At 65.0% G+C, this 22,094-nt stretch carries 11 protein-coding genes and 1 pseudogene; 4 read left to right on the top strand and 8 right to left on the bottom strand.

From position 1 onward, the window contains the following. Window positions 1-241: 241 nt before the first annotated feature. A pseudogene (locus BINDI_RS01460) lies at window positions 242-5,462 on the top strand (RCC1 domain-containing protein). Window positions 5,463-5,813: 351 nt separating this feature from the next. Then, the gene (locus BINDI_RS01455; protein ID WP_041031335.1) at window positions 5,814-11,024 is read left to right on the top strand and encodes an RCC1 domain-containing protein; all 5,211 of its coding nucleotides are present in this window, start codon (window positions 5,814-5,816) and stop codon (window positions 11,022-11,024) included. A gap of 189 nt (window positions 11,025-11,213) precedes the next feature. On the opposite strand, the gene BINDI_RS01450 is transcribed toward BINDI_RS01455, so the two are convergent. Continuing rightward, window positions 11,214-12,614 carry an NCS2 family permease gene (locus tag BINDI_RS01450; RefSeq protein ID WP_033491683.1) on the bottom strand — a complete coding sequence of 467 codons (1,401 nt, stop codon included), beginning with the start codon at window positions 12,612-12,614 and terminating at the stop codon, window positions 11,214-11,216. A 217-nt stretch (window positions 12,615-12,831) separates the two neighbouring features. Here BINDI_RS01450 and BINDI_RS01445 point away from each other — a divergent pair, with 217 nt between their 5' ends. Next, entirely contained in the window at window positions 12,832-13,011 is a 180-nt protein-coding gene (locus tag BINDI_RS01445; RefSeq protein WP_033491682.1) for a hypothetical protein, read from the top strand. Between the two features lie 43 nt (window positions 13,012-13,054). Here BINDI_RS01445 and BINDI_RS01440 read toward each other — a convergent pair whose 3' ends face one another. The 5 genes from BINDI_RS01440 to BINDI_RS01420 form a co-directional block, all read right to left on the bottom strand. Continuing rightward, window positions 13,055-14,062: an AEC family transporter gene (locus BINDI_RS01440; RefSeq protein ID WP_033491680.1), complete on the bottom strand. Its 1,008-nt coding sequence runs from the start codon at window positions 14,060-14,062 to the stop codon at window positions 13,055-13,057. A 165-nt stretch (window positions 14,063-14,227) separates the two neighbouring features. Next, a complete protein-coding gene (gene pstB / locus BINDI_RS01435; protein ID WP_033491679.1) occupies window positions 14,228-15,007 on the bottom strand; it encodes a phosphate ABC transporter ATP-binding protein PstB in 780 nt (259 codons plus the stop codon). Window positions 15,008-15,074: 67 nt separating this feature from the next. Further along, complete coding sequence (pstA, locus tag BINDI_RS01430) at window positions 15,075-16,091, bottom strand: phosphate ABC transporter permease PstA (RefSeq protein WP_033491704.1); 1,017 nt, start codon at window positions 16,089-16,091, stop codon at window positions 15,075-15,077. A gap of 53 nt (window positions 16,092-16,144) precedes the next feature. Beyond that, window positions 16,145-17,140 carry a phosphate ABC transporter permease subunit PstC gene (gene pstC, locus BINDI_RS01425; RefSeq protein ID WP_052109103.1) on the bottom strand — a complete coding sequence of 332 codons (996 nt, stop codon included), beginning with the start codon at window positions 17,138-17,140 and terminating at the stop codon, window positions 16,145-16,147. 20 nt (window positions 17,141-17,160) lie between these two features. Then, window positions 17,161-18,291: a phosphate ABC transporter substrate-binding protein PstS gene (locus BINDI_RS01420; RefSeq protein ID WP_033491678.1), complete on the bottom strand. Its 1,131-nt coding sequence runs from the start codon at window positions 18,289-18,291 to the stop codon at window positions 17,161-17,163. Window positions 18,292-18,677: 386 nt separating this feature from the next. Between BINDI_RS01420 and BINDI_RS01415 the strand changes: the two genes are divergently transcribed. After that, entirely contained in the window at window positions 18,678-20,297 is a 1,620-nt protein-coding gene (locus tag BINDI_RS01415; RefSeq protein WP_052109100.1) for an MDR family MFS transporter, read from the top strand. 25 nt (window positions 20,298-20,322) lie between these two features. On the opposite strand, the gene BINDI_RS01410 is transcribed toward BINDI_RS01415, so the two are convergent. Beyond that, window positions 20,323-21,096, bottom strand: coding sequence for an HNH endonuclease family protein (locus BINDI_RS01410; protein ID WP_033491676.1), 774 nt, complete (start codon window positions 21,094-21,096; stop codon window positions 20,323-20,325). A 42-nt stretch (window positions 21,097-21,138) separates the two neighbouring features. Next, the gene (locus BINDI_RS01405) at window positions 21,139-21,987 is read right to left on the bottom strand and encodes an aldo/keto reductase (RefSeq protein WP_033491675.1); all 849 of its coding nucleotides are present in this window, start codon (window positions 21,985-21,987) and stop codon (window positions 21,139-21,141) included. Window positions 21,988-22,094: the final 107 nt, after the last annotated feature.

Below are 22,094 nucleotides of genomic sequence, written 5' to 3'. Positions count from 1 at the left end.
CGAATCCCCCCCCCCGATATGGAGAGCCTGTCGGGGGGTCTTTTTGTGCGTGCTGCGACCGCTTCCTGTATTTGTGCGACCCGCTGTGGGCAAATACCCCATCGAGGACTTGAAGCGTGGTAGGGTCGGCCTCAGTTTGCGGATCACCTTGTGTCCGGATGACGCCGCGGGGACGGCGGGATTCCGGGTGGGGCCTCGGCCGTGGGACCAGGCCCGTGGGTGACAGTTGGGGGGAGAATCCATGCGTTTGCACAATCCGGGCAGGTCCGGCCGTCGTCCGGTCCGTCAGGTGGTCGCGGTCCTGGCGGCCCTGTCCGTCATGGGCGGTGGCCTCGCCGCGGGCGCACAGGCCGCCGACACCACCTACTCCCAGATCAACGGGGGGGGGGGGGGCAGCCTCCGGTGACGGCCTGACCACACCCACAGGACCCACCACACCGGCTGCGACCCCGTCACCCTCGGCGACACCACAGTCCCCGGCGGCGGCGACGCAGCCCACGACAGCCGCGGCCTCGCCTACCCCGCTGGCCACACCCAACCCGCTCACCACCAGACAGGCCACCGCAGCCGCCAACACCGGCAAGCCGGCCTCCGGCCCGCAGGCCAGGACCGGCAGCCACACCGTCACCTTCACCTCACAGCCCGACACCCAGGGCATGCCGGCCAGCCAGACCATCCCCGACGGCAAGACCGCCACATGGCCACACGACGACCCCACCAGGCCCGGATGGACCTTCAACGGCTGGTTCCAAGGCGACCTCGCCTACGACTTCACCAAGCCAGTCACGCAAGACCTGACCCTCACCGCCAAATGGGGCAAATGGACCACCAGCCCCGACAACGGACCCTGGCACGGCGGCACCAACGTCAAACTCGGTGCCAACACAGACCAGGTACGCTTCACCCAAGTATCCGCAAGCTATGACTACTCCCTGGCCTTGGGCAGCGACGGCAACGCATACGCATGGGGGAGCGGCGGCTTCGGACAGCTGGGACAGGGCATAACCGTTGTCGGACAGGAGGCCCCAACGATGGTTAATATGCCGGACGGCGTGAAGTTCACCCAGGTGTCCGCCGGATTCTGGCACGCCATGGCCCTGGACAGGGACGGCAGAATCTGGACCTGGGGCAACGACATAGGCAGTTGCCTAGGCCGCCCCGGCACGGACAGATACACTCCCGGTCTGGCCGTAGTACCGGAGGGGGTGACGTTCACCGCCGTCTCCGCAGGCAATACCACTTCCATGGCCCTCGACAGCAATGGACAGGCTTGGACCTGGGGATGGACCGACACAAAGACGCCCCACAAGGTTGACCAGGACGAGGGGACCGTCTTCACCGCCATCCACTCCGCAGCCGGTTTCAACGAATACGGATATACGGCCCTCGACACGGACGGCAGAATCTGGACCTGGCAGTTGCCTTATAACGAACTTGCCCCCGTTGATACCGGTGTCAGGTTCAAGGACTACAGCATCGAGATCCACGGCTACCGTGTCATCGCCATCGCGCGGGACGGGACCGTCTGGACCTGGGGCGATGATGACCTAGGAGGGCAGCTGGGCCGCGTCCCCGACAGCGCCAACCCCGCCGACAAGCCCGGCCGGGTCCCCGGCCTGACCGGAGCAACCCAAGTCGACACCAATGGCTGGGGATCATCCGGTACCTGCATAGCGATCACCGACACAGGCACATGGGCCTGGGGAAAAAACACCCGGGGCCAACTCGGCAACGGCACCAGCGAGATCACGGCCACCCCCACCCGGGTCGCAACCCCCACCGGGGCCCCCACGGACTTCCGCTACACCAGCATCGCAGCCGGCCAAACGCACACGGTGTTCCTCGGCTCGGACGGTGAAACATACGCGTGCGGAGACAACCTCGTTGGCCAACTCGGCAACGGCACCAGCGACAGGGGCGGCCACCCAGCACACCCCTTGCCTGTCATGACGTGGAGACCCGTCGTCATGGAGGTCACGAAGGTCCTGTTCGGTGAGGCCCGCAACATCGGCGGCCCCTACCGCGCGTTCGACGGGTGGTACGCCACCTCGCCCAGGCACGGACTGGGCACCGTCACCCTCACCATTCAGTACAAGTTCGAGGGCGCACCCCAGCCCGACGACACCAGTTCTCGGTTCACCTACACGGGCGGCACAGCCACCGTGTCCTTCAAAACGGAGCACGGCTCCCCCACTCCACCCCAGCAGGTAATCGTCGGAGACGCCGCCCGACGGCCCGACGACCCGACGGCGGACGACGGGTGGACCTTCAACGGCTGGTTCCAGGGCGACAGGCCCTACGACTTCTCCAAGCCCATAAGCGGGGACACGACCCTGACCGCACGCTGGGGCCGGTGGAAGGCCGACCCCGCCCAGGGGCCCTGGCGGGGCGGCACCGACGTGCGCATCGACACCCCCACCGCACCGGTACGGTTCACCCAGGTATCCGCCGGACAGTCCCACTCCCTCGCCGTCGGTTCCGACGGCAACCTGTACGCCTGGGGCAACAATGAGGACGGCCAGCTCGGCGACGGCACCACCACAAACCAGACCGCACCAATCATGGTCGCCGCACCCGCGGGCGTGAAGTTCATCCAGGTGTCCGCCGGGGGCAGCCACTCCATGGCCCTGGACCGGGACGGCAACATCTGGACCTGGGGAAGCGACCTCGCCAATCAACTCGGACGCGACGAACCCCACAACAGCAAGCAGCCAGGCCCGGCCGTCACGCACGCGGGCGTGACCTTCATCGCCGTCAGCGCCGGGGCCGAGCACAGCATGGCCATCGACCGGGACGGCAACATCTGGACCTGGGGATACGACGGGCACAGGCAGGTGGGTTCTTCCGGTTCCGGCTCGACGCCCAAGGGTGTGGGTGTGCCCAAGGCGGCCTTCGCCTCCATCAGCGCGGGCTCCAGGCACTCCATCGGCCTGGACACGAACGGGACCGCCTGGACCTGGGGCGGCCTCAGTGACGGCACGACCGACGACGACCTGACCGGCCACGCCGACTTCAGGCCCGCCCCCGTGGACACCGGTCTGCGATTCTCGGCCGTCAGCGCCGGCGAGGACCACAGCATGGGCATCGCCCGGGACGGCACCGTGTACACGTGGGGACACAACGGGAGCGACCAGCTCGGCCGCACCCCCACCGTCGCCGAACCCGCGGGCAGGCCGGGCCCGGTCCCCGGCCCGTCCGGCGCCACCGGCGTCAGCGCCGGACGCACCCACAACGCCGCCATCACCGGCTCCGGGATCTGGACCTGGGGCGGCAACCGGTACGGGCAGCTAGGCACCACCACCGGCAACGGCACCAACGACGGCGTGGCACCCGCACGCATACCCAACCCCAAGGGAACACCCTCAGGGTTCTCATACACCGCTGCCGTTGCGGGCGCAGACAGTACGCTGGCCGTCGGTTCCGACGGTGACGTGTACGCGTCCGGGGCCAACGGCTCCGGTCAGCTCGGCGACGGCACCAGCGACGGCACCACGTCCACCGCGGCCCACCCGGACCCGGCCATGGTGTGGCGGCCGGTGGGCTCCCCCGTCACCGGGGTGCTGTTCGGCGCCAAGCCGAGCGCTGGAGAGGTGCACCGCCGGGTGGACGGGTGGCATGCCGCCTCGCCGAGGCACCGGCCCGAGACCGTGCCCCTGACCATCCGCTCGGCAGCAGGCACGGGGCAGGTGCGGCCAGAGGACGCGGGACAGTCCGAGGACACCAGCCTGCAATTCATGTACACGGGGGACATGGCCACCCTCACCTTCACCACCCAGCACGGGCGCACGCCCGACGCGCAGCAGGTCCCCGCAGGCGAACCCACCAGGCGGCCCGAAGACCCATCCGAGTCCGGGTGGACGTTCGACGGGTGGTTCGACGGGGACACGGCCTACGACTTCACCCAGCCGTTGGAGCATGACACGACCGTGACCGCACGGTGGCACCGGACCGGACGGTGGGTCCTGAGCCCGGACCACGGCAGCGAATACGGAGGCGACACCGTCACCCTCACCGCACCCGCCGCACCCGACATCCGCCTCGCCTCCATCGACACGGGCGGCACCACCAGCCTCGGCATCGGATCCGACGGACAACTCTACGCATGGGGAGACAACACCAACGGCCAGCTCGGCGACGGCACCGACAGCCAGCACACCACCCCAACCCGGGTCGCCAAGCCCGACGGTTCCGGTGACGGGTTCACCTGGACGCAGGCCGCGTCCGGGCGCACCCACGGCGTTGCCGTCGGCTCTGACGGCAACCTGTACGCGTGGGGAGACAACACCCAGGGCCAGCTCGGCGATGGCACCACCAGCCGGCGCACCAGGCCCGTCAAGGTCTCCCGTCCCGCCGGCACCGACAGCACGTTCACCTGGATACGGGCCGCAGCCGGTGACGGCTACACCATGGCCCTCGGCTCCGACGACAACCTCTACACGTGGGGAACACTCGCCGGCGGACTCGGCGACGAGGCACGCACCGCGAGCAGCGCCAGGCCCGTCAGGGTCGCCCTGCCCCAGGACGCTCCCCCCGCCTTCCGGTACGAGCAGATCGCGGCGGGCGACACGCACGCCGCGGCGATCGGATCCGACGGCAACCTGTACACCTGGGGATCGAACACGCACGGCCAGCTCGGCCACGACGACACCGGAACCCCCGCAGCCGCCGGCCCGGCCGGCCCGGCCGGCCCGCAGCAGCCCGCGGGCTACGTCCAGGCCAGCGCCGGAGGCGACCACACGCTCGCCATCGACCGGCAGGGACGCCTCTGGGCCTGGGGCAGGCTCGCCGACGGCACCGACACCACAACACCCGCACGCATCCAGCCCGCAGGCACGACCGACACGTACCCGTTCACCCACGTATCCACCGGACGCAACCACTACACCGCCACCGGACAGGACCACCGCACCTGGACCTGGGGCGACAACACCCAAGGGCAGCTCGGCCACAACACCGGAACCCCCGGCATCCCCACCGTCATAGCCGGCCTGAACACCACCCTCACCGCCAGCGGAGGCGACACCACCATCGCCATCGACACCAACGGCGACACCCAAGCCTGGGGAGACAACACCAACGGACAGGCAGGCCACGGCGACATCAACCCCACACCCGCGCCACGCGCCGCCACCATCCCCCCACAACCCACACCCACCGACCTCACCATCGACAACGACACACTCCCCCTCAGGCAGACCGGACCGAACACCTGGCAGGCCACCACCACCGCCCACGACCCGGGCCCCGTGCCCGTACGCGTCCAATGGACCCTCGCCGGACAGGACCAGCCCGACGACACCACCAACACCTACACCTACCGGCACACCGGCACCCTGCCCAACGCCGGAGGCGCAGGCATCATCCTCCTCATCACCGCCGGCATGCTCGGCATCGCAACATCCGACGCCAACCGACAACGACACACCCCACCCACAACAACCATCACCACTTCGCACGAGTAAGAGGCCACACCAAAAGGGGAACACCAACCCCCCGGCCAACCGGAGGCGGTCCACCAAACCCCAACAACGGGCCGCCTCCACCCCCTCTACATCAGCCCCAAACCAGTCCACGCCTTGCAACCAGTCGCGCACACACCGCAGCAGGGATGCTGCACGCCGTACACGCCCGCGCTCGTTCTGCATATTGCGCCAAGCGGGAGCGGGATGATAAAGTCTGAGACGGTTTTATCATAGAGAAGAGCATACGTGATTCGGGTCCGCTATTGGGGATGGCGGATATTCCGGATTGGGTTTGAGACTATCGGCCTGAACCGAAGGATGATAGTTGGGGAAATTTGGGGAGAACGAACCATGCGCAGACTGAACCGTTTCGGTCGTCGTACCGTCCGTCCTGTCGTCGCGGCCCTGGCGGTGCTGTCCGTCATGGGTGCCGGCCTGGCAGCAGGTGCACAGGCCACCGACATCAACTCATACACTCAAGTAAATGGGGGAATGAAGGCGACCCCGGTCTCCGATGACGGCCTGACCACACCCACAGGAACCACCACACCGTCATCCTCGACCACACCGCAGTCCCCGGCAGCAGCGACGCAGCCCACGAAAACCACCGCGACACCCACCACCCTGGCCACACCCAACCCGCTCACCACCAGGCAGACCACCACAGCCGCACCCGCACCCGCCGGCATGAAGGCCTCCTCACCGCAGGCCAGGACCGGCAGCCACACGGTCACCTTCACCTCACAGCCCGACACCCAGGGCATGCCGGCAAGCCAGACCATCCCCGACGGCAAGACCGCCACATGGCCCCACGACGACCCCACCAGGCCCGGATGGACCTTCAACGGATGGTTCATAGGCGACCTCGCCTACGACTTCACCAAGCCAGTCACGCAAGACCTGACCCTCACCGCCAAATGGGGCAAATGGACCACCAGCCCCGGCACAGGACCCTGGCACGGCGGCACCAACGTCAAAATCGACACCCCCGGCAGCCAAGTACGCTTCACCCAAATATCCGCAAGCACTGCCTTCTCTCTGGCGTTGGGCAGCGACGGCAACGCATACTCATGGGGAAACAACAATAGCGGACGTCTGGGGACAGGCACCGATGACTGGACCCGAAAACCTCAAGGCCCACGGATGGTCGCCATGCCGGAAGGAGTGAAGTTCACCCAGTTGTCCGCCGGGATATCCCACAGTATAGCCTTGGACCGGGATGGCAGAATCTGGACCTGGGGGGCTGACTTCGGTGATAGCCTCGGCCGCCCGCGCACGGACAGATACACTCCCGGTCTGGCCGTAGTCCCGGAGGGGGTGACGTTCACCGCCGTGTCCGCAGGCGATGACAGTTCCATGGCCCTCGACAGCAGTGGACAGGTTTGGACCTGGGGATACTTCGATACAGATACGCCCCACAAGCTGGATATGGGCGGGGGGACCGTCTTCACCGCCATCTGCCCCGCACACAATCCCCAAACAAACGGATATACGGCCCTCGACACGGACGGCAGAATCTGGACCTGGCGGTGGCCTCGTTTCGAACCTGTCCCCGTTGATACCGGTGTCAGGTTCAAGGCCTACAGCATGGACAGGTACGGTCTCCATTTCATCGCCATCGCGCGGAACGGGACCGTCTGGACCTGGGGCGACAACAGAAAAGGACAGCTGGGCCGCATCCCCGACAGCGCCAACCCCGCCGACAAGCCCGGCCGGGTCCCCGGCCTGACCGGAGCCACCCAAGTCGACAGCGCCAACGGCGGAAGTTCAGAATCGGGTGTCTCCTTCGCCATCACCGACACCGGCACATGGGCGTGGGGATGGAACAGGTACGGCCAACTCGGAACCGGAACAGGCGAGATCACGGCCACCCCCACCAGGGTCGCAGCCCCCACTGGGGCCCCCACGGACTTCCGCTACACCAGCATCGCAGCCGGCGAGGGTCACACCTTGCTCCTCGGTTCGGACGGTGAAGCATATACGTACGGACGGAACGACTACGGCCAGCACGGCAACAACACCTTAACAGGCAGTGACCCTACCAACCCTGTCTTGGCCTGGCGTCCCGTCGACCGGGAGGTCACGAAGGTCCTGTTCGGTGAGGCCCGCAACATCGGCGGCCCCTACCGCAGGTTCGAAGGGTGGCATGCCACCTCGCCCAGGCACGGACTGGGCACCGTCACCCTCACCATCCAATCCACCGTCACCAACCGCGCACCCCAGCCCGACGAGACCAGTCAGCGGTTCACCTACACGGGCGGCACCGCCACCGTGTCCTTCAAAACGGAGCACGGCTCCCCCACTCCACCCCAGCAGGTCATCGTCGGTGACACAGTGCACCGCCCGGACGACCCCGCCACGGACGACGGGTGGACCTTCAACGGCTGGTTCCAGGGCGACAGGCCCTACGACTTCTCCAAGCCCGTAAGCGGGGACACGGTCCTGACCGCACGCTGGGGCCGGTGGAAGGCCGACCCGGCCCAGGGGCCGTGGCGGGGCGGCACCGACGTGCGCATCGACACCCCCACCTCCCGGGTACGGTTCGCCCAGGTGTCCGCCGGACAGTCCCACTCCCTCGCCGTCGGCAGCGACGGCAACCTATACGCATGGGGCAACAATAAGGACGGCCAGCTCGGCGACGGCACCACCACAAACCAGACCGCACCAATTATGGTCGCCGCACCCGCGGGCGTGAAGTTCATCCAGACGGCAGCCGGAAACGGCCACTCCATGGCCCTGGACCGGGACGGCAGGGTATGGACCTGGGGCAGCAACGGAAAAGGACAACTCGGCCGCACCCCAGACAACGGCAACCCCGCCGACAGGCCGGGCCCGGCCGCCACGCCGACGGGCATGACCTTCATCGCCATCAGCGCCGGGGCCGACCACAGCACGGCCCTGGACCGCGACGGCAACATCTGGGCCTGGGGAGACAACCAATACCAGCAGCTGGGGCGCAACACCACAGACCAGGAAACACCGCCCGCCGGCACGCCCACTGGTGTGGGTGTGCCCGAGGCGGCCTTCGCCTCCGTCAGCGCGGGCTCCAGGCACTCCATCGGCCTGGACACGAACGGGACCGCCTGGACCTGGGGCAGCTGCGACACCACCAACGCCACAAACGACGACGACCTGACCGGCCACGTCGGATCCGCGCCGTCGCCCGTCGATACCGGCCTACGGTTCACGGCCGTCAGCGCCGGAGCCGACCACAGCATGGGCATCGCCCGGGACGGCACCGTGTACACGTGGGGGCACAACGGGAGCGGCCAGCTGGGCCGCACCCCCACCGGCGCCGAACCCGCGGGCAGGCCGGGCGCCGTCCCCGGCCCGTCCCACGCCACCGGCGTCAGCGCCGGACGCACCCACTCCACCGCCCTCACCGACTCAGGAATCTGGGCCTGGGGCGGCAACCAGTACGGGCAGCTGGGCACCACCACCGGCAACGGCACCAACGACGGCGTGGCCCCCGCCCGCCTGCCCAACCCCAAGGGGACACCGGCCGGATTCGCGTACGCCGATCTCTGCGCGGGCGGTGACCGTACGCTGGCCGTCGGTTCCGACGGTGACGTGTACGCGTCCGGGGCCAACGACTCCGGCCAGCTCGGCGACGGCACCAGCGACACGGACCCGGCCACGGCCCACCCGGGCCCGACCATGGTGTCGCGGCCGGCCGGCTCCCCCGTCACCGGGGTGCTGTTCGGCGCCAAGCCCAGCGCTGGAGAGGTGCGGCACCGGGCGGACGGATGGCACGCCACCTCCCCCAGGCACCGGCCCGAGACCGTGACCCTGACCATCCGCTCGGCAGCAGGCACCAGCTCGGCGGGGCCCGAGGACGCGGACCAGTCCGAGGACACCAGCCTGCAATTCATGTACACCGGCGACACCGTCACCCTCACCTTCACCACCCAACACGGGCGCACCCCCGACGCGCAGCAGGTCCCCGCCGGGGAGCCCACCAGGAGGCCCGAAGACCCGTCCGAGTCCGGGTGGACATTCGACGGGTGGTTCGACGGGGACGTCGCCTACGACTTCACCCAGCCGCTGGAGCACGACCTGACCGTGACGGCCCGGTGGCACCGGACCGGCCGGTGGACCCTGAGCCCGGACCACGGCAGCGAACACGGAGGCGACACCGTCACCCTCACCGCACCCGCCGCACCCGACATCCGCCTCGCCTCCATCGACACGGGCGGGACCTCAACCCTCGGCATCGGATCCGACGGCAACCTGTACGCCTGGGGAAGCAACACCAACGGGCAGCTCGGCGACGGCACCACCAGCCAACACACCACCCCGGTCACGATATCCAGGCCGAACGGCGCCGGTGACGGGTTCACCTGGGTGCAGGCCGCGGCCGGGCGCACCCACGGCGCCGCCGTCGGCAGCGACGGCAACCTGTACGCCTGGGGAGACAACACCCAGGGCCAGCTCGGCGACGGCACCACCAGCCAGCGAACCAGACCCGTCAAGGCCACCCGCCCCGACGGCACCGACACCGGGTTCACCTGGGTGCGGGCCGCCGCGGGCGACGGCTACACCATGGCCCTCGGCTCCGACGACAACCTCTACGCGTGGGGCAGCCTGCCCGGCGGACTCGGCGACACGGCACACACCACCGGCAGCAGCCGGCCCGTCAGGGTCGCCCTGCCCCAGGACGCTCCCCCCGCCTTCCGGTACGAGCAGATCGCGGCGGGCGACACGCACGCCGCGGCGATCGGATCCGACGGCAACCTGTACACGTGGGGCGCCAACACCAACGGCCAGCTCGGCCACGACGACACCGACACACCCGCAGCCGCAGCCGCCCCCGACCCGCAGCAGCCCGCAGGCTACGTCCAGGCCAGCGCCGGAGGCGACCACACCACCGCCATCGACCGGCAGGGACGCCTCTGGGCCTGGGGCAGGCTCGCCGACGGCACCGACACCGCAACACCCGCACGCATACGGACGGCGGGCACGGCCGACACCTACCGGTTCACCCACGTATCCACTGGACGCAACCACAGCGTCGCGATCGGACAGGACCACCGCACCTGGACGTGGGGAGACAACACCCAAGGGCAGCTCGGCCACACCACCGGCACACCGACACAGCCCACGGCCGTACCCGGCCTGAACACCACCCTCACCGCCGCCGGCGGCGACACCACCATCGCCATCGACACCAACGGCGACACCCAGGCCTGGGGAGACAACACCAACGGACAGGCAGGCCACGGCGACACCAACCCCACACCCACGCCACGCAAGGCCGCCATCCCCCCGCAGCCCACACCAACCGGCCTCACCATCGACAACGACACCCTCCCCCTCCACCGGACCGGCGATGACACCTGGCAGGCCACCACCACCGCCCACGAACCCGGCCCCGTGCCCGTACGCGTACGGTGGACCCTCGCCGGACAGGACCAGCCCGACGACACCAGCAACACCTACACCTACCGGCACACCGGCAGCCTGCCCAACGCCGGAGGCGCAGGCATCATCCTCCTCATCACCGCCAGCAGCCTCATCCTCACCGCGGCCAGCGCCAACCGGCGCCACCGCTACTTCATCTGAGGAAGGACCACCCAGGGGAACGCCTAACTCCCCTGGGTACTCGTAGGCGGCCCACATCATTACCCCCCCCCCGGGCCCAAGACACTGACGGGGCGAATTCTACGCAAGCCGGACATAACAAAGGAGGGCCCCGCCGTCCGCACCAGGTCTTTGAACCTGGTCAGGCGGCAGGGCCCTCCATCCTTGTGCTCAGAGAACAGCCTGGAGAATGAAGTCCAGGATGAAGAGAGCTGCCACACCCCAGATGATGGGGTGAACCTCCTTGGCCTTACGCTTGCAGGTCATGGTCAGGCAGTATGTGATGAATCCAGCTGCTACACCGTAGGAGATGGAATAGGAGAATCCCATGAAGATGGCCGTGAAGAAGGCCGGAATGGCTTCGGCGAGGTCACCCCATTCGATCTCACCGAAGGAACTCATCATCATGCATCCCACAATGACCAGGACCGGTGCGGTCGCAGCCGAGGGAATGGCGGAGACCAGCGGGGCGAGGAGGGCACTCAAAGCGAAGCATCCGGCGATGACCACCGAGGTCAGGCCTGTGCGTCCACCTGCGGCGATGCCAGCGGCGGATTCAACATAGGTGGTCGTGTTGGAGGTGCCGAACAGGGCACCGATGGAGGTAGCGGTGGCATCGGCGAAGAGGGCCTTGTCCATCTTGGAACTGAATCCCTTGCCGTTCTCCAGGGACTCCTCATCCGCCGCCGAGAAGATGCCGGAACGACGGCCGGTGCCCACGAAGGTGCCGATCGTATCGAAGGTATCGGAAAGGGAGAAGGCGAAGATGGTCACCAGGACGATGGGGAGCTTGGCCGGATCCGAGAAGAGGGCCGGGAAGCCTTGTGGACTGAATATGGCCAGGAAGGTCTCCGGCAGCTGGGAGAAGGCCTGACCCAGATTAATCGAATTCGACATGGTGGTGACCCCAAGGGGGATGCCGATCAGGGTGACGACGATGATGGAGATGACGAAGGATGCCTTGTTGATGAAGGCCAGTCCGCCCTTGAATTTGAAGACCATCAGGAAAATGGTCAGGAGGAGCCCGATGACGAAGAGGATGAGTGTGGGCGTATTGAACACGGCCAGTCCGGGATTGGCTCCGGCAGCAGAGGTCTTGTCAGGACTGAATTTGATGACACCGACGTTGAGCAGCCCCACATAGGCGATGAAGATGCCGATACCGCCACCTATGGCGTGCTGAAGCATGGGTGGTATGGCCCGAATGATCATTTTCCGCAACTTGGTGGCCGTGACCAGGATGTTAAGGAGTCCGCAGATGAAGACCATGCTCAGGGTCTCCTGCCAGGAGAATCCCAGACCCTTGACCACGGTAAAGGTAAAGAAGGCGTTCAGCCCCACACCGGGGGCCACACCGTAAGGCACATTGGCCACCAGCCCCATGATGAGCGTGCCGATCACCGCTGCTATCAGGGTCGCGATGAAGACCGCACCCCATGGCATGCCCGCCGAGGAAAGCACCGAGGGATTGACCACGATGATATAGGCCATGGCGAAGAATGTGGTAATGCCAGCTACCACTTCCGTTGAGACTGTGGTATTGTTATCCGAAAGCCGAAATAGCTTTTGCATATTCTGTCCTTATTGTCTTATTTGGCGTTAGACAATTCGAAGAATATCATGAGTTCTCGGCTTTTTTTGTTTCCTCATGCACCCCTTTCCCCTCTTGGATACGCCCTGTTCGGCAAGAACCCGACCTGGCAGCGATCCGCACCTATAATCGGCACTACCCGAGCCATCCGGACAAGGAGTCAGCAGGCAAAACCGGGGACTTTTCAAGGAGGAAGTCATGGTCAGAGACAATCACTGGGACGAGGACGACCAAAAGCAGTACAAGCACATCCACGACACAGAAATCGAACGCGGTCAGGATGAGAAGACCTCCGAACGAATCGCTGCCGCCACAGTCAACAAGCAGCGCACCCGCGAAGGACGCACCCTCAAGCAGGAGCGCTCGGACAAGGACTGAACCGCCGATACAAGACCAGGGGAACCGAAGGTCACCGTTTGACTCAGACCGCCCCCATCAGCAGGTGGGCCAGAATCATCAGGACGGTTGAGCAGAAGGCGGTCAGAGCCAGGGTGAAGCCCGCCAATTTCGCATTGCCCAGCACCTTGTCGGTGAACATGGTGGCGAAAACCGCTGTGGGCGCCAGGCAACAGAGGGCCACCGCCTGCCGGACCAGAGGGCCGAAAGGAAGCAGGAACCAGGCCGCCAGGGCGAAGATGACACCGAACGGTATGCGCCATGCCAGAATTTGCGCCACCTCCTTGACATCCTGCACATTTGCGGGAAGATCCATCAACATGCCAACCATGAGCATGGAGCAGAATGCGTTGGCCGCCGAAAAGGGCCTGCTCGCCTGAGCCACCCAGCCGGGCAGGGTCACCCCGGCCAACATCAGGGCCAGCATGACCAGGTAGGTATCGAAGGAGACGGAGCCGAGGAACCCCTTGACGATATTGGTCAGCATGGCCTTGAAGCGGAGATTCCGCGCATCGGAATCGTCCAGTTTCACCGCTGGCGCGGTTCCGACCCTGACCAGTTTCTCCTCGCTGCTCAAAGGCTCCCCCGGCCTGATATGCAGAAGCCCCTGGGTCATGACGTTCGTTCCGGCGGCAACCATGACATTGTTGCCGATATCGAACATGGCGGCGGGAACCAGGGCCGCAGGACCCAGCAGGGACTGGAACATGGGGAAGCTGAAACAGCCGATGTTGAACCCGGAACCGTTCAGCATAAGGAAGGCCCTGTGGCCCACCGAAGCGTGCCGGCTGGTCAGGTAGATCGCCAATGGCGGCACCAGGGAGGCCACAAAGGCGAACACGGAGACCAGGAGAAGACTGGAATCATGGGGATTGGTGGCAAAGGAGAAGACGATGGCGCCCGGCAGAATCAGGTTGAACTCGGCCGTTTGCAGGACCCTGTAGTCCATAGGTTTGAAAAGCCCGACCCGCTTGAAGAGGTACCCCAGCAGGATGATGGCCAGGAGTATGACCGGCTCAAGCACCACAGACATACACCGCTCCTCTCGCCACCGGCTTCCTCAACCTTGCGGTTCGCTCCCATGGTACCGAGTTATGCGGGATGTGGCACTGATGGTGTCACATCCCGCACGCGTAGAGCGGGACTGAACGGACGAACGATACACGGAGACGGCAACCGAACCGTGCTGGGCCACGAATCAGCCGAACCGTCCGGAAATGTAACGTTCGGTGTCCTCTTCCTGTGGATTGGAGAAGATGGTGGTCGTATCGTTCATCTCGACCAGGTGTCCAGGCTGGCCCACGGCCTTGAGGTTGAAGAAGGCCGTGTAGTCCGAGACCCTTGCAGCCTGCTGCATGTTGTGGGTCACGATGACGATTGTGTAGTCCTTCTTCAACTCGTTGATCAGATCCTCAACGGCCAGGGTGGAGATGGGGTCAAGGGCGGAGCAGGGCTCGTCCATAAGGAGGACCTGGGGGTGGACGGCAACCGCCCGGGCGATGCACAGGCGCTGTTGCTGGCCTCCCGAAAGTCCGATACCCGGCTTGTCAAGGCGGTCCTTCACCTCCTTCCAGAGGTTGGCACCACGCAGGGCCCACTCGACGAGGTCATCGGCGTCCGATTTGGAGATGTGCTTCTTGTTCAGCCTTACGCCGGCCAGGACGTTCTCCCTGATGGACATGGTCGGGAAGGGGTTGGCTCGCTGGAAGACCATGCCCACGTCGCGCCGCACCTCGACCGGGTCCACATCCGGCCCGTAAAGGTCACGCCCCTCAAGGAGCACCTGCCCCTCCACATGGGCGCCCGGGGTGATCTCGTGCATCCGGTCCAGGGTGCGCAGAACCGTCGATTTTCCGCAGCCTGAGGGGCCGATGAAGGCCGTGACCTTGTTGGCCAGGATCTTCATGTTCACGTCCTGGACGGCCAGGACGTCGCCATAGTAGACGTTGAGGTGATTGATGTCTATACGCTGGCCCATGCCGTCTCCTCCATGGTCATCACGATTGTCGTTGCGGGACCGGAGCCCGTGGCCCCTACTCTTCGCCTCATTTGGCCTCCTGGACCGAGAAGATACGTGAAATCAGCCGTCCCAGCAGGTTGAGCAGGAGGACGATGATGATCAGAACCAGGGCCGCCGCCCAGGCGCGTTGCATGCGTATATCGGTCAGGCACCCCGGGGAGGCCCCCGGCCCGCAGACCGCCAACCCCTCCGAGTACTCGTTGTAGACGTAGACCGGAAGTGTGGTCATTCTCCCCGAGAAGAGGTTGGGGTTCGTCGTGGCGATGAAACCGGAGGCTATCAGCAGGGGGGCCGTCTCGCCGATGACCCTGGCTATGGCCAGGATGGTACCGGAGACGATGCCCGGCAGGGCCGTACGCAGAACGATTTTGGTGATGGTCCTTTGCTGGGTGACGCCCAGGGCATAGGCGGCCTCCCTCAAGTCGTTGGGAACCACAGCCAGCATATCTTCGGAGGTCTTGACCACGGTCGGGATCATCAGGAGGGAGAGCGCAACGGACCCGGAGAATCCGTTGACCGTTCCCGGGCCGACCAGGGTCGCGAACATGGAGAAGGCGAAGAGACCCGCAACAATCGAGGGGATGCCGCTCATCACGTCCACCAGGAGGGAGATGGCCTTGGCCAGCCGACTCCCGTGGGCGTATTCGACCAGGTAGACCGCACACATGACCCCTATGGGGATGGAGATGACCATGGCTCCCAGAGTGACCTCCAGGGTGCCGATGATGGCATGGAGAATGCCGCCGTACCCACCGGTGGCCGTGGGGTTGCCACCCACCACCCCGCTCATGTTGTGGGTCAGGAAGTCAAGGTTGAGCCGTTCCATCCCGTTGACCAGGCTGACCCAGAGAACCGAAACCAGGGGAACCAGTGCCACCAGGAAGGAGAGCACAATCAGGGCGGTCATGACCAGGTTCTTGCGTTTGCGGGCCCTGAGTGATGACCGGGTTGGCTTGAACTTGTCGAAGTCGATGACCGGAAGGGCGCCGTCGTCAGGAGTCCTGACCTCCGGGGATGCACTGGAAAGCCGCTGGTCACCCATGGTCGCCCCACCTTCCTTCCGTAGCCCTGCCGTTGTCTTGTCCGCCTTGTCCATCATTCACCCGCCTTGGACGTGATCCTGCGTGCGAGGTAGTTCACGAGGAAGGTGATGACGAAGAGGACCAAACCGGTAGCCACCAGGAGGCTCACCCCGATTGAGTCCGCCTCGGGGAACTGGGAGGCGATGTTGGCGGCGATGGTCTGACTGGTCGAGGGGCGAAGCAGGCGCAGAGCGTAGCTGAAGCCCGGGGATAGGATCATCAGAACGGCCATGGTCTCCCCAAGGGCCCGGCCCAGGCCGAGCATGGAGGCGGAGATGATTCCCGACCGCCCGAAGGGAAGTACCGCCAGTCGGATCATTTCCCACTTGGTGGCCCCCAGTGCCAGGGCGGCCTCCTGCTGGAGACGCGGCGCCTGGAGGAATATGTCACGGGTGACGGAAGTGATGATGGGCAGAATCATGACGGCCAGCACCAGGGCCACTGTGGCGACCGATCGCGCCGGGGCGGCCACAGGGCCTGCAAAGAGTGGGATCCAGCCAAGGTGATTGGCCACCCAGCCCCAGAATCCGGTGATGCCGGGAACCAGCACCAGTGCGCCCCAGAGTCCATATACCACCGAGGGAATGGCTGCCAGAAGGTCCACCACGTAACTCAATGCCGTGGAGAGTTTGGCCGGGGCGTAGTGGGATATGAAGAGGGCGATGCCCACAGCCACCGGGAAAGCCATAAGGAGGGCCAGCCCTGCAATCAGGACCGTACCGAAGACCAGTGGCCCCACATACTGCCAGAATCCGGAGGCCCTCCCCCCACTCAGGGAGTCGATGGCCCTGGTCCGCTGCTCCCCGTCCCCGATGAAGGCAGGGAAGGCCTTGATGATCAGGAAGAGGGTCACGGCCGCCAGGACCAGGAGAATCAGAATCCCGGCCCCCCGGGCACACAGACGGAAGATTCGATCGGCCCTTGCCCCTGAGTGGGGCCCGCCTTGCGTCTGACCGGCCGGAGGCTGTTCCCCTGTGGTCCGCTCGCCGGCCTCTGCATCGTCTTTCATCGGTTTTTCAGTGTCCCTCATCAGTCCACCTCGATCTTCTTGACCGATGCCATGACCCTGGCCCTGACGGCCTCGCTCAGCTCGGCACTGCCGGCGTTGGCCGCAGCCTGGCGCTGACCCTCCTCGCTGACGATGTAGGTGAGCCAAGCCTTGGCGAACCTGGCCTTGGACCGGTCCTGATCGTGCCGGTACACCGAGCAGGCAACGTCATAGGAAATCAGCATGATTGGGTATGCGCCTGCCTGATCCGTGGTGTGGTCGATGTCCAGGACCACCCGGTTGGGCTCCACGGCATCAGGGGAGGGCCTGGCGGAGTCCAGAACCAGTGCGGCCGCCTTGGCCGATGGGGGCGTCCAGCCATTGCCTACTTTCACTGCCACCGATCCCAGACTGGTGGTCTGTGCGGCATCGGCATACCCTATGGTCCCCTGGGCCTGGGTCATGGTCATGACCACGCCTGCAGTCCCCTTGGCGCTCTGCCCCAGGTCGTTGGGCCAGTTCTCCCCCACTGCATACGGCCAGGCCGATCCGGCGGCATCATGCAGGTATGAGACGAAGCTCTTGGTGGTACCTGACTTGTCGGAGCGGTGGACCACGGTGATGGGCAGATCGGGCAGGGTCGCGCCCGGGTTGAGCCTGGCCAGTTCCGGGTCTTTCCAGTTGGTTATCTTCCCACTGAAGATTCGGGCGATGGTCTCAGGCGTCATGTTCAGATGACGATCAGGTCCGTTCAGTCCGGCGTCGCCAAGGTTGTAGGCAACAGCTATGGGGGTGGCGTACACGGGGAGGTCGAAGGCTGTTCCATCCTGGCAGATGGCCTCGGATTGCCTGATCTGGCTCTTGCTCAAAGGGGCATCGGAGCCGGCCCAGATGGTCGAACCGTTCAGAAAGGCGTTGACCCCGGCACCGGAGCCGGAAGGGTCATACGAGATGCGCGCCTGGGGGTGGTTCTGCCGGAAGCCTGCGATCCAGGCCTCGTTGGCGCTCTGTTGGGAGGAGGCACCGGAGCCGGCGAATTCACCGCTCAGGCTCTGGTCCGTGCCGCCTTGCCCGCCGGATGGCAGGGCATTGTCGCCACAGGCCGAGAGGCCGACCACCAGACCCATGCTCAAGAAGAGGGCCAGAGACCGACCGAACACATGTGAATGCATGCTGCCTTCCTCAACCACCGAATCGTTCTTCACTTGGTAACATCCGAATCAAGATTACCGATGCTCACACCAATCAGCATACTGGAAACGCTGGTCCTGGGAAATCGGCCTCACGCAGCGTTGCGCAACCCAGCTCACCCTTTGGGAAAACAACCGCCACCATCCACAGGTCGGTATATTATTGACTTCCTGTTGGACACTCCACCCCAAACCCCCGACCGGTTCCCCGGCCCTGGTTTGTCTTGATTCTGTCGGCCTTCTGCGTATCCACTCACCGATGCCACCCGACGCCATGCAGACCCCTGAGGGGCGGTACCTGTTCCAAACCCTGAGCCATTCAAGGGGATTACCAAAGATGACCAAGCCGGAAAAGGAAGTGGTTGTGCATGAGGAAGAAGGAGCTCGCCAAGCAAGGGCGGACCCTCAGCAAGGATGGAGCCTTCATCAACGGCAAACTCACCCACGAAGCCTTTATCTCGCTATCCATCCTCACCGCCATCACCTTCCTGGGCAACTTCACCCAACTCCAGCTCGCCTCGGCCCTACCCACCATCGTTCATGAGTTCGGTATTTCACTGACCACCGGCCAGTGGCTCACCTCGGTCTTCCAACTGGTCATGGGGGTCATGGTGCCCCTTACAGGCTTCCTGACCAAACGCTTCTCGACACGCGAGATCGTCATCACCTCCATGACCATCTTCACCCTGGGGTCCCTCCTGAGCTGGCAATCCCAGACCTTTGCCCTGGTCCTCCTCGGACGCATCCTGGAGGCCGTGGGCACAGGCACCATGTGGCCTGTCCTCCAAATCACGGTCTTCTCCATCTACCCTCTGTCCAAGCGCGGCATGGCCATGGGCACGGTGGGTCTGGCCATGAGTGTGGCGCCCGCCATAGGGCCCACCCTGGGAGGCTGGCAGACCGATGCCAACGGCTGGCGCTCCATCTTCCTGACCCTGAGCATCTGCGGGGCCATGGCCCTGATCCTCTCCATCTGCGGTCTACGCAACTTCGGCGAGCGCGATACCAGCGTCAAGGCGGACTTCTTCTCGGTAGCCCTGTCGATATTCGGCTTCGGCGGCCTCATGTTCGGATTCACCAACATCGAGAACTATCCGATCACCTCTCTGATGACCTGGCCATTCCTGATCGTGGGCCTGGCGGGCATCGTCTGGTTCGTTCTCCGTCAGCTCCACCACACCAGCCCCCTCCTGAACCTGAGGGTGCTGAAGATCAGGAACTTCACGGTGGGCACCATCATCGCCTCCATGTCCTTCTTCGCCTTCAGCTCGGTTACGGTCATCCTGCCCATGTACATCCAGACCGACCGCGGTTATTCGGCCACCATGAGCGGCCTGGTCATGCTGCCCGGTGCCATCGGCACGGCCATCGCCCAGTTCCTCGGAGGGCGGCTCCTGGACCGTTGGGGGGCGCGGCCTGTGGCCCTGACCGGCTGTTCCGTCCTCTGCCTGGGAACCGTGGCCCTGAGCATGGTCGGCAGCGGAACCTGGATTGGACTGGTCTCCATCTGCCAGTTCGTACGCCAGATCGGTATGGGATTCACCCTGATGCCCCTGACCACCTGGTCCTTGAACAACCTTGCCCCGAAGGACGTCTCCGCCGGTTCGGCGGTAACCAACACGGCCCGTCAAATAGCCGGTGCCGTTGGGGCCCCCATCCTGGTCATCGTCATGGACTCCATCACCACCCTGCGCCATTCGGCCCTGGGAGGCGGTCCGTCCACCCAGATTGCGTCCAACATCTTCGGCATCCAGTGGGCTCTGAGAATCTCCGCCTTGATCTGTCTGGGCATGGTCCTGCTGGTTTACTTCGGTGTCCGGGGCAACGGGGCCGGATCAGGCCGCCAGATGACCCGGATGGTCCTGCGCCACATCCACGTCATCCACACCCCCTCACCCAAGGCAGCAGCCCAGGAAACGGTCACCACCTCAGACCGGCAGAACACCCCGAAACTCGAATCCGGCAACGGGCACGCCGAAGAACGGTAACCCTCTGAAGGCCCGTATCAGCCCCTCACTCATCCGAGGGCAGGGGCTGGCCGGGGCAACCATGCAGAACGCCCATCATGGCCTGCTTTTCGGCTGAGGTGACGCTCAGCCCATACTTGTCCTTGACACCGATCTGCCGAGCCACATAGGCGCACCGATAGTCCGCACGGGGAGGAAGCCAATAGTCCGCGGAGGCACTTCCCTTTTCCTGGTTGGCTGGTCCGTCCACGGCCAGAAGATTGTAGGGGTCGTTCCCGAAACGGTACCGCCTGGCCGTATCCCAGGTATCAGCCCCCGACTTCCAGGCATTTTCCAAGGCCACCACATGGTCGATTTGAACATCGGCGCTGGTCCTCTCACCCCTGATGAAGGTGATGGTCTTGCCGGTATAGGGGTCATCCAGGACACCGGAAGACACCTTGCACCCTCCGGGAGTGGTATGGCGCACCTGGCGCAGATCCCTGGTCAGCACATCCTCGCGGATATTGCACCCATTGCCATCAACATCGGTCTGTTTGAAACCGAATGAGTCCCGGCGGTATTGACGGCCCGGCCTGGGACGGTCCTGGACCCGGAGTCCTTCCAGGGTCTGGGCGGCATCGCCGGTTGCCTGGTACCTCCCGGTCATCACCCCGATCGTCCCATCCACCCTGGGAAGGACCAGACCGATGGTCACTCCGATCATCGCGACTATGACCAGGAGGACAAGAACCCGCTCCAAGGCCGACGTGGACCTGAACCTGGCACTGCCGGCGGCCCTTCTCCGACCCCTGTATCTTCCGGCGAACCGACGGGCCATCTGTATGCCTACCTCCCCTTGGTTACAAGCGCTTCCCGACCATCAGGCGTAGGAGTAGGTCCTCGGATCGTGACCGGCCCGAACCGGCCCGTCCAGGGCATCGATTGCAGCACGCTCCTGCTCGGTCAGGGAGAATCCGAACAAGTCCAGATTCTCCTTCTGCCGCTCGGCATGGACGGACTTGGGGATGATGATGGTCCCGTTCTCGATGTGCCACCGCAACACAACCTGGGCCGGTGAGCACCCTTTTGCCTCTGCTATGCGGTCTATCACTCCCTGACCGGCGCTCAGATCCGCTCCCCGCGCGAGGGGGGAATATGCCTCCACGGCAATCTTCCTGGAGCGGCAGAAGGCCACCAGATCCCGCTGCTGCCAGGTGGGGTGCAGCTCGATCTGGTTGACGGCGGGGTACTCCCCTGTCTCCCTGTGGAGCCTTTCCAGATCCTCCTCCAGGAAGTTGCAGACGCCCAGGGTCCTGACCCTCTTCTCCCGCCGCAATTCCCGGAAGGCCTTCCAGGTCTCGGCCGCACGCCAGTCAAAGGGTGTGGGCCAATGAATCATGTACATGTCGACATAATCGGTTCCGAGGAGACCCAACTGTCGGTCGAAAGCCCGCAGGGCCGAATCATAGCCCTGCTCGGAATCCCGGAGTTTGGTGGTCAGCCAGATGGACTCCCGGCGACTTCCGGTGTCATACCCCGCCGCCTTGAGGCCCCTGCCCACGCCTGCCTCATTCTGATACCCGGCAGCGGTGTCGATGTGCCGATACCCCAGGGAAAGGGCTGACTCCACAACCTGACCGGTCTGGTCATCCGCAATCCTGAGCACGCCCAACCCAATCTGGGGAATCCTGCGCCCGTCGGCAAGTTCGATATCCGGTACTGCGGCCATGATCTGCTCCTCTGTCCCTGCAAGGGTCCCAACTCCTGCTTCGCAGGAGGTCAACCTCATTCTAGGACCCGCAGGGACCGGAACCTGCCATGAGGCACTCTGTGGTC

Source organism: Bifidobacterium [indicum] DSM 20214 = LMG 11587, from assembly GCF_000706765.1.
GTDB lineage: Bacteria > Actinomycetota > Actinomycetes > Actinomycetales > Bifidobacteriaceae > Bombiscardovia > Bombiscardovia coryneformis.
This window is presented reverse-complemented; position numbering and strand designations above follow the sequence as displayed.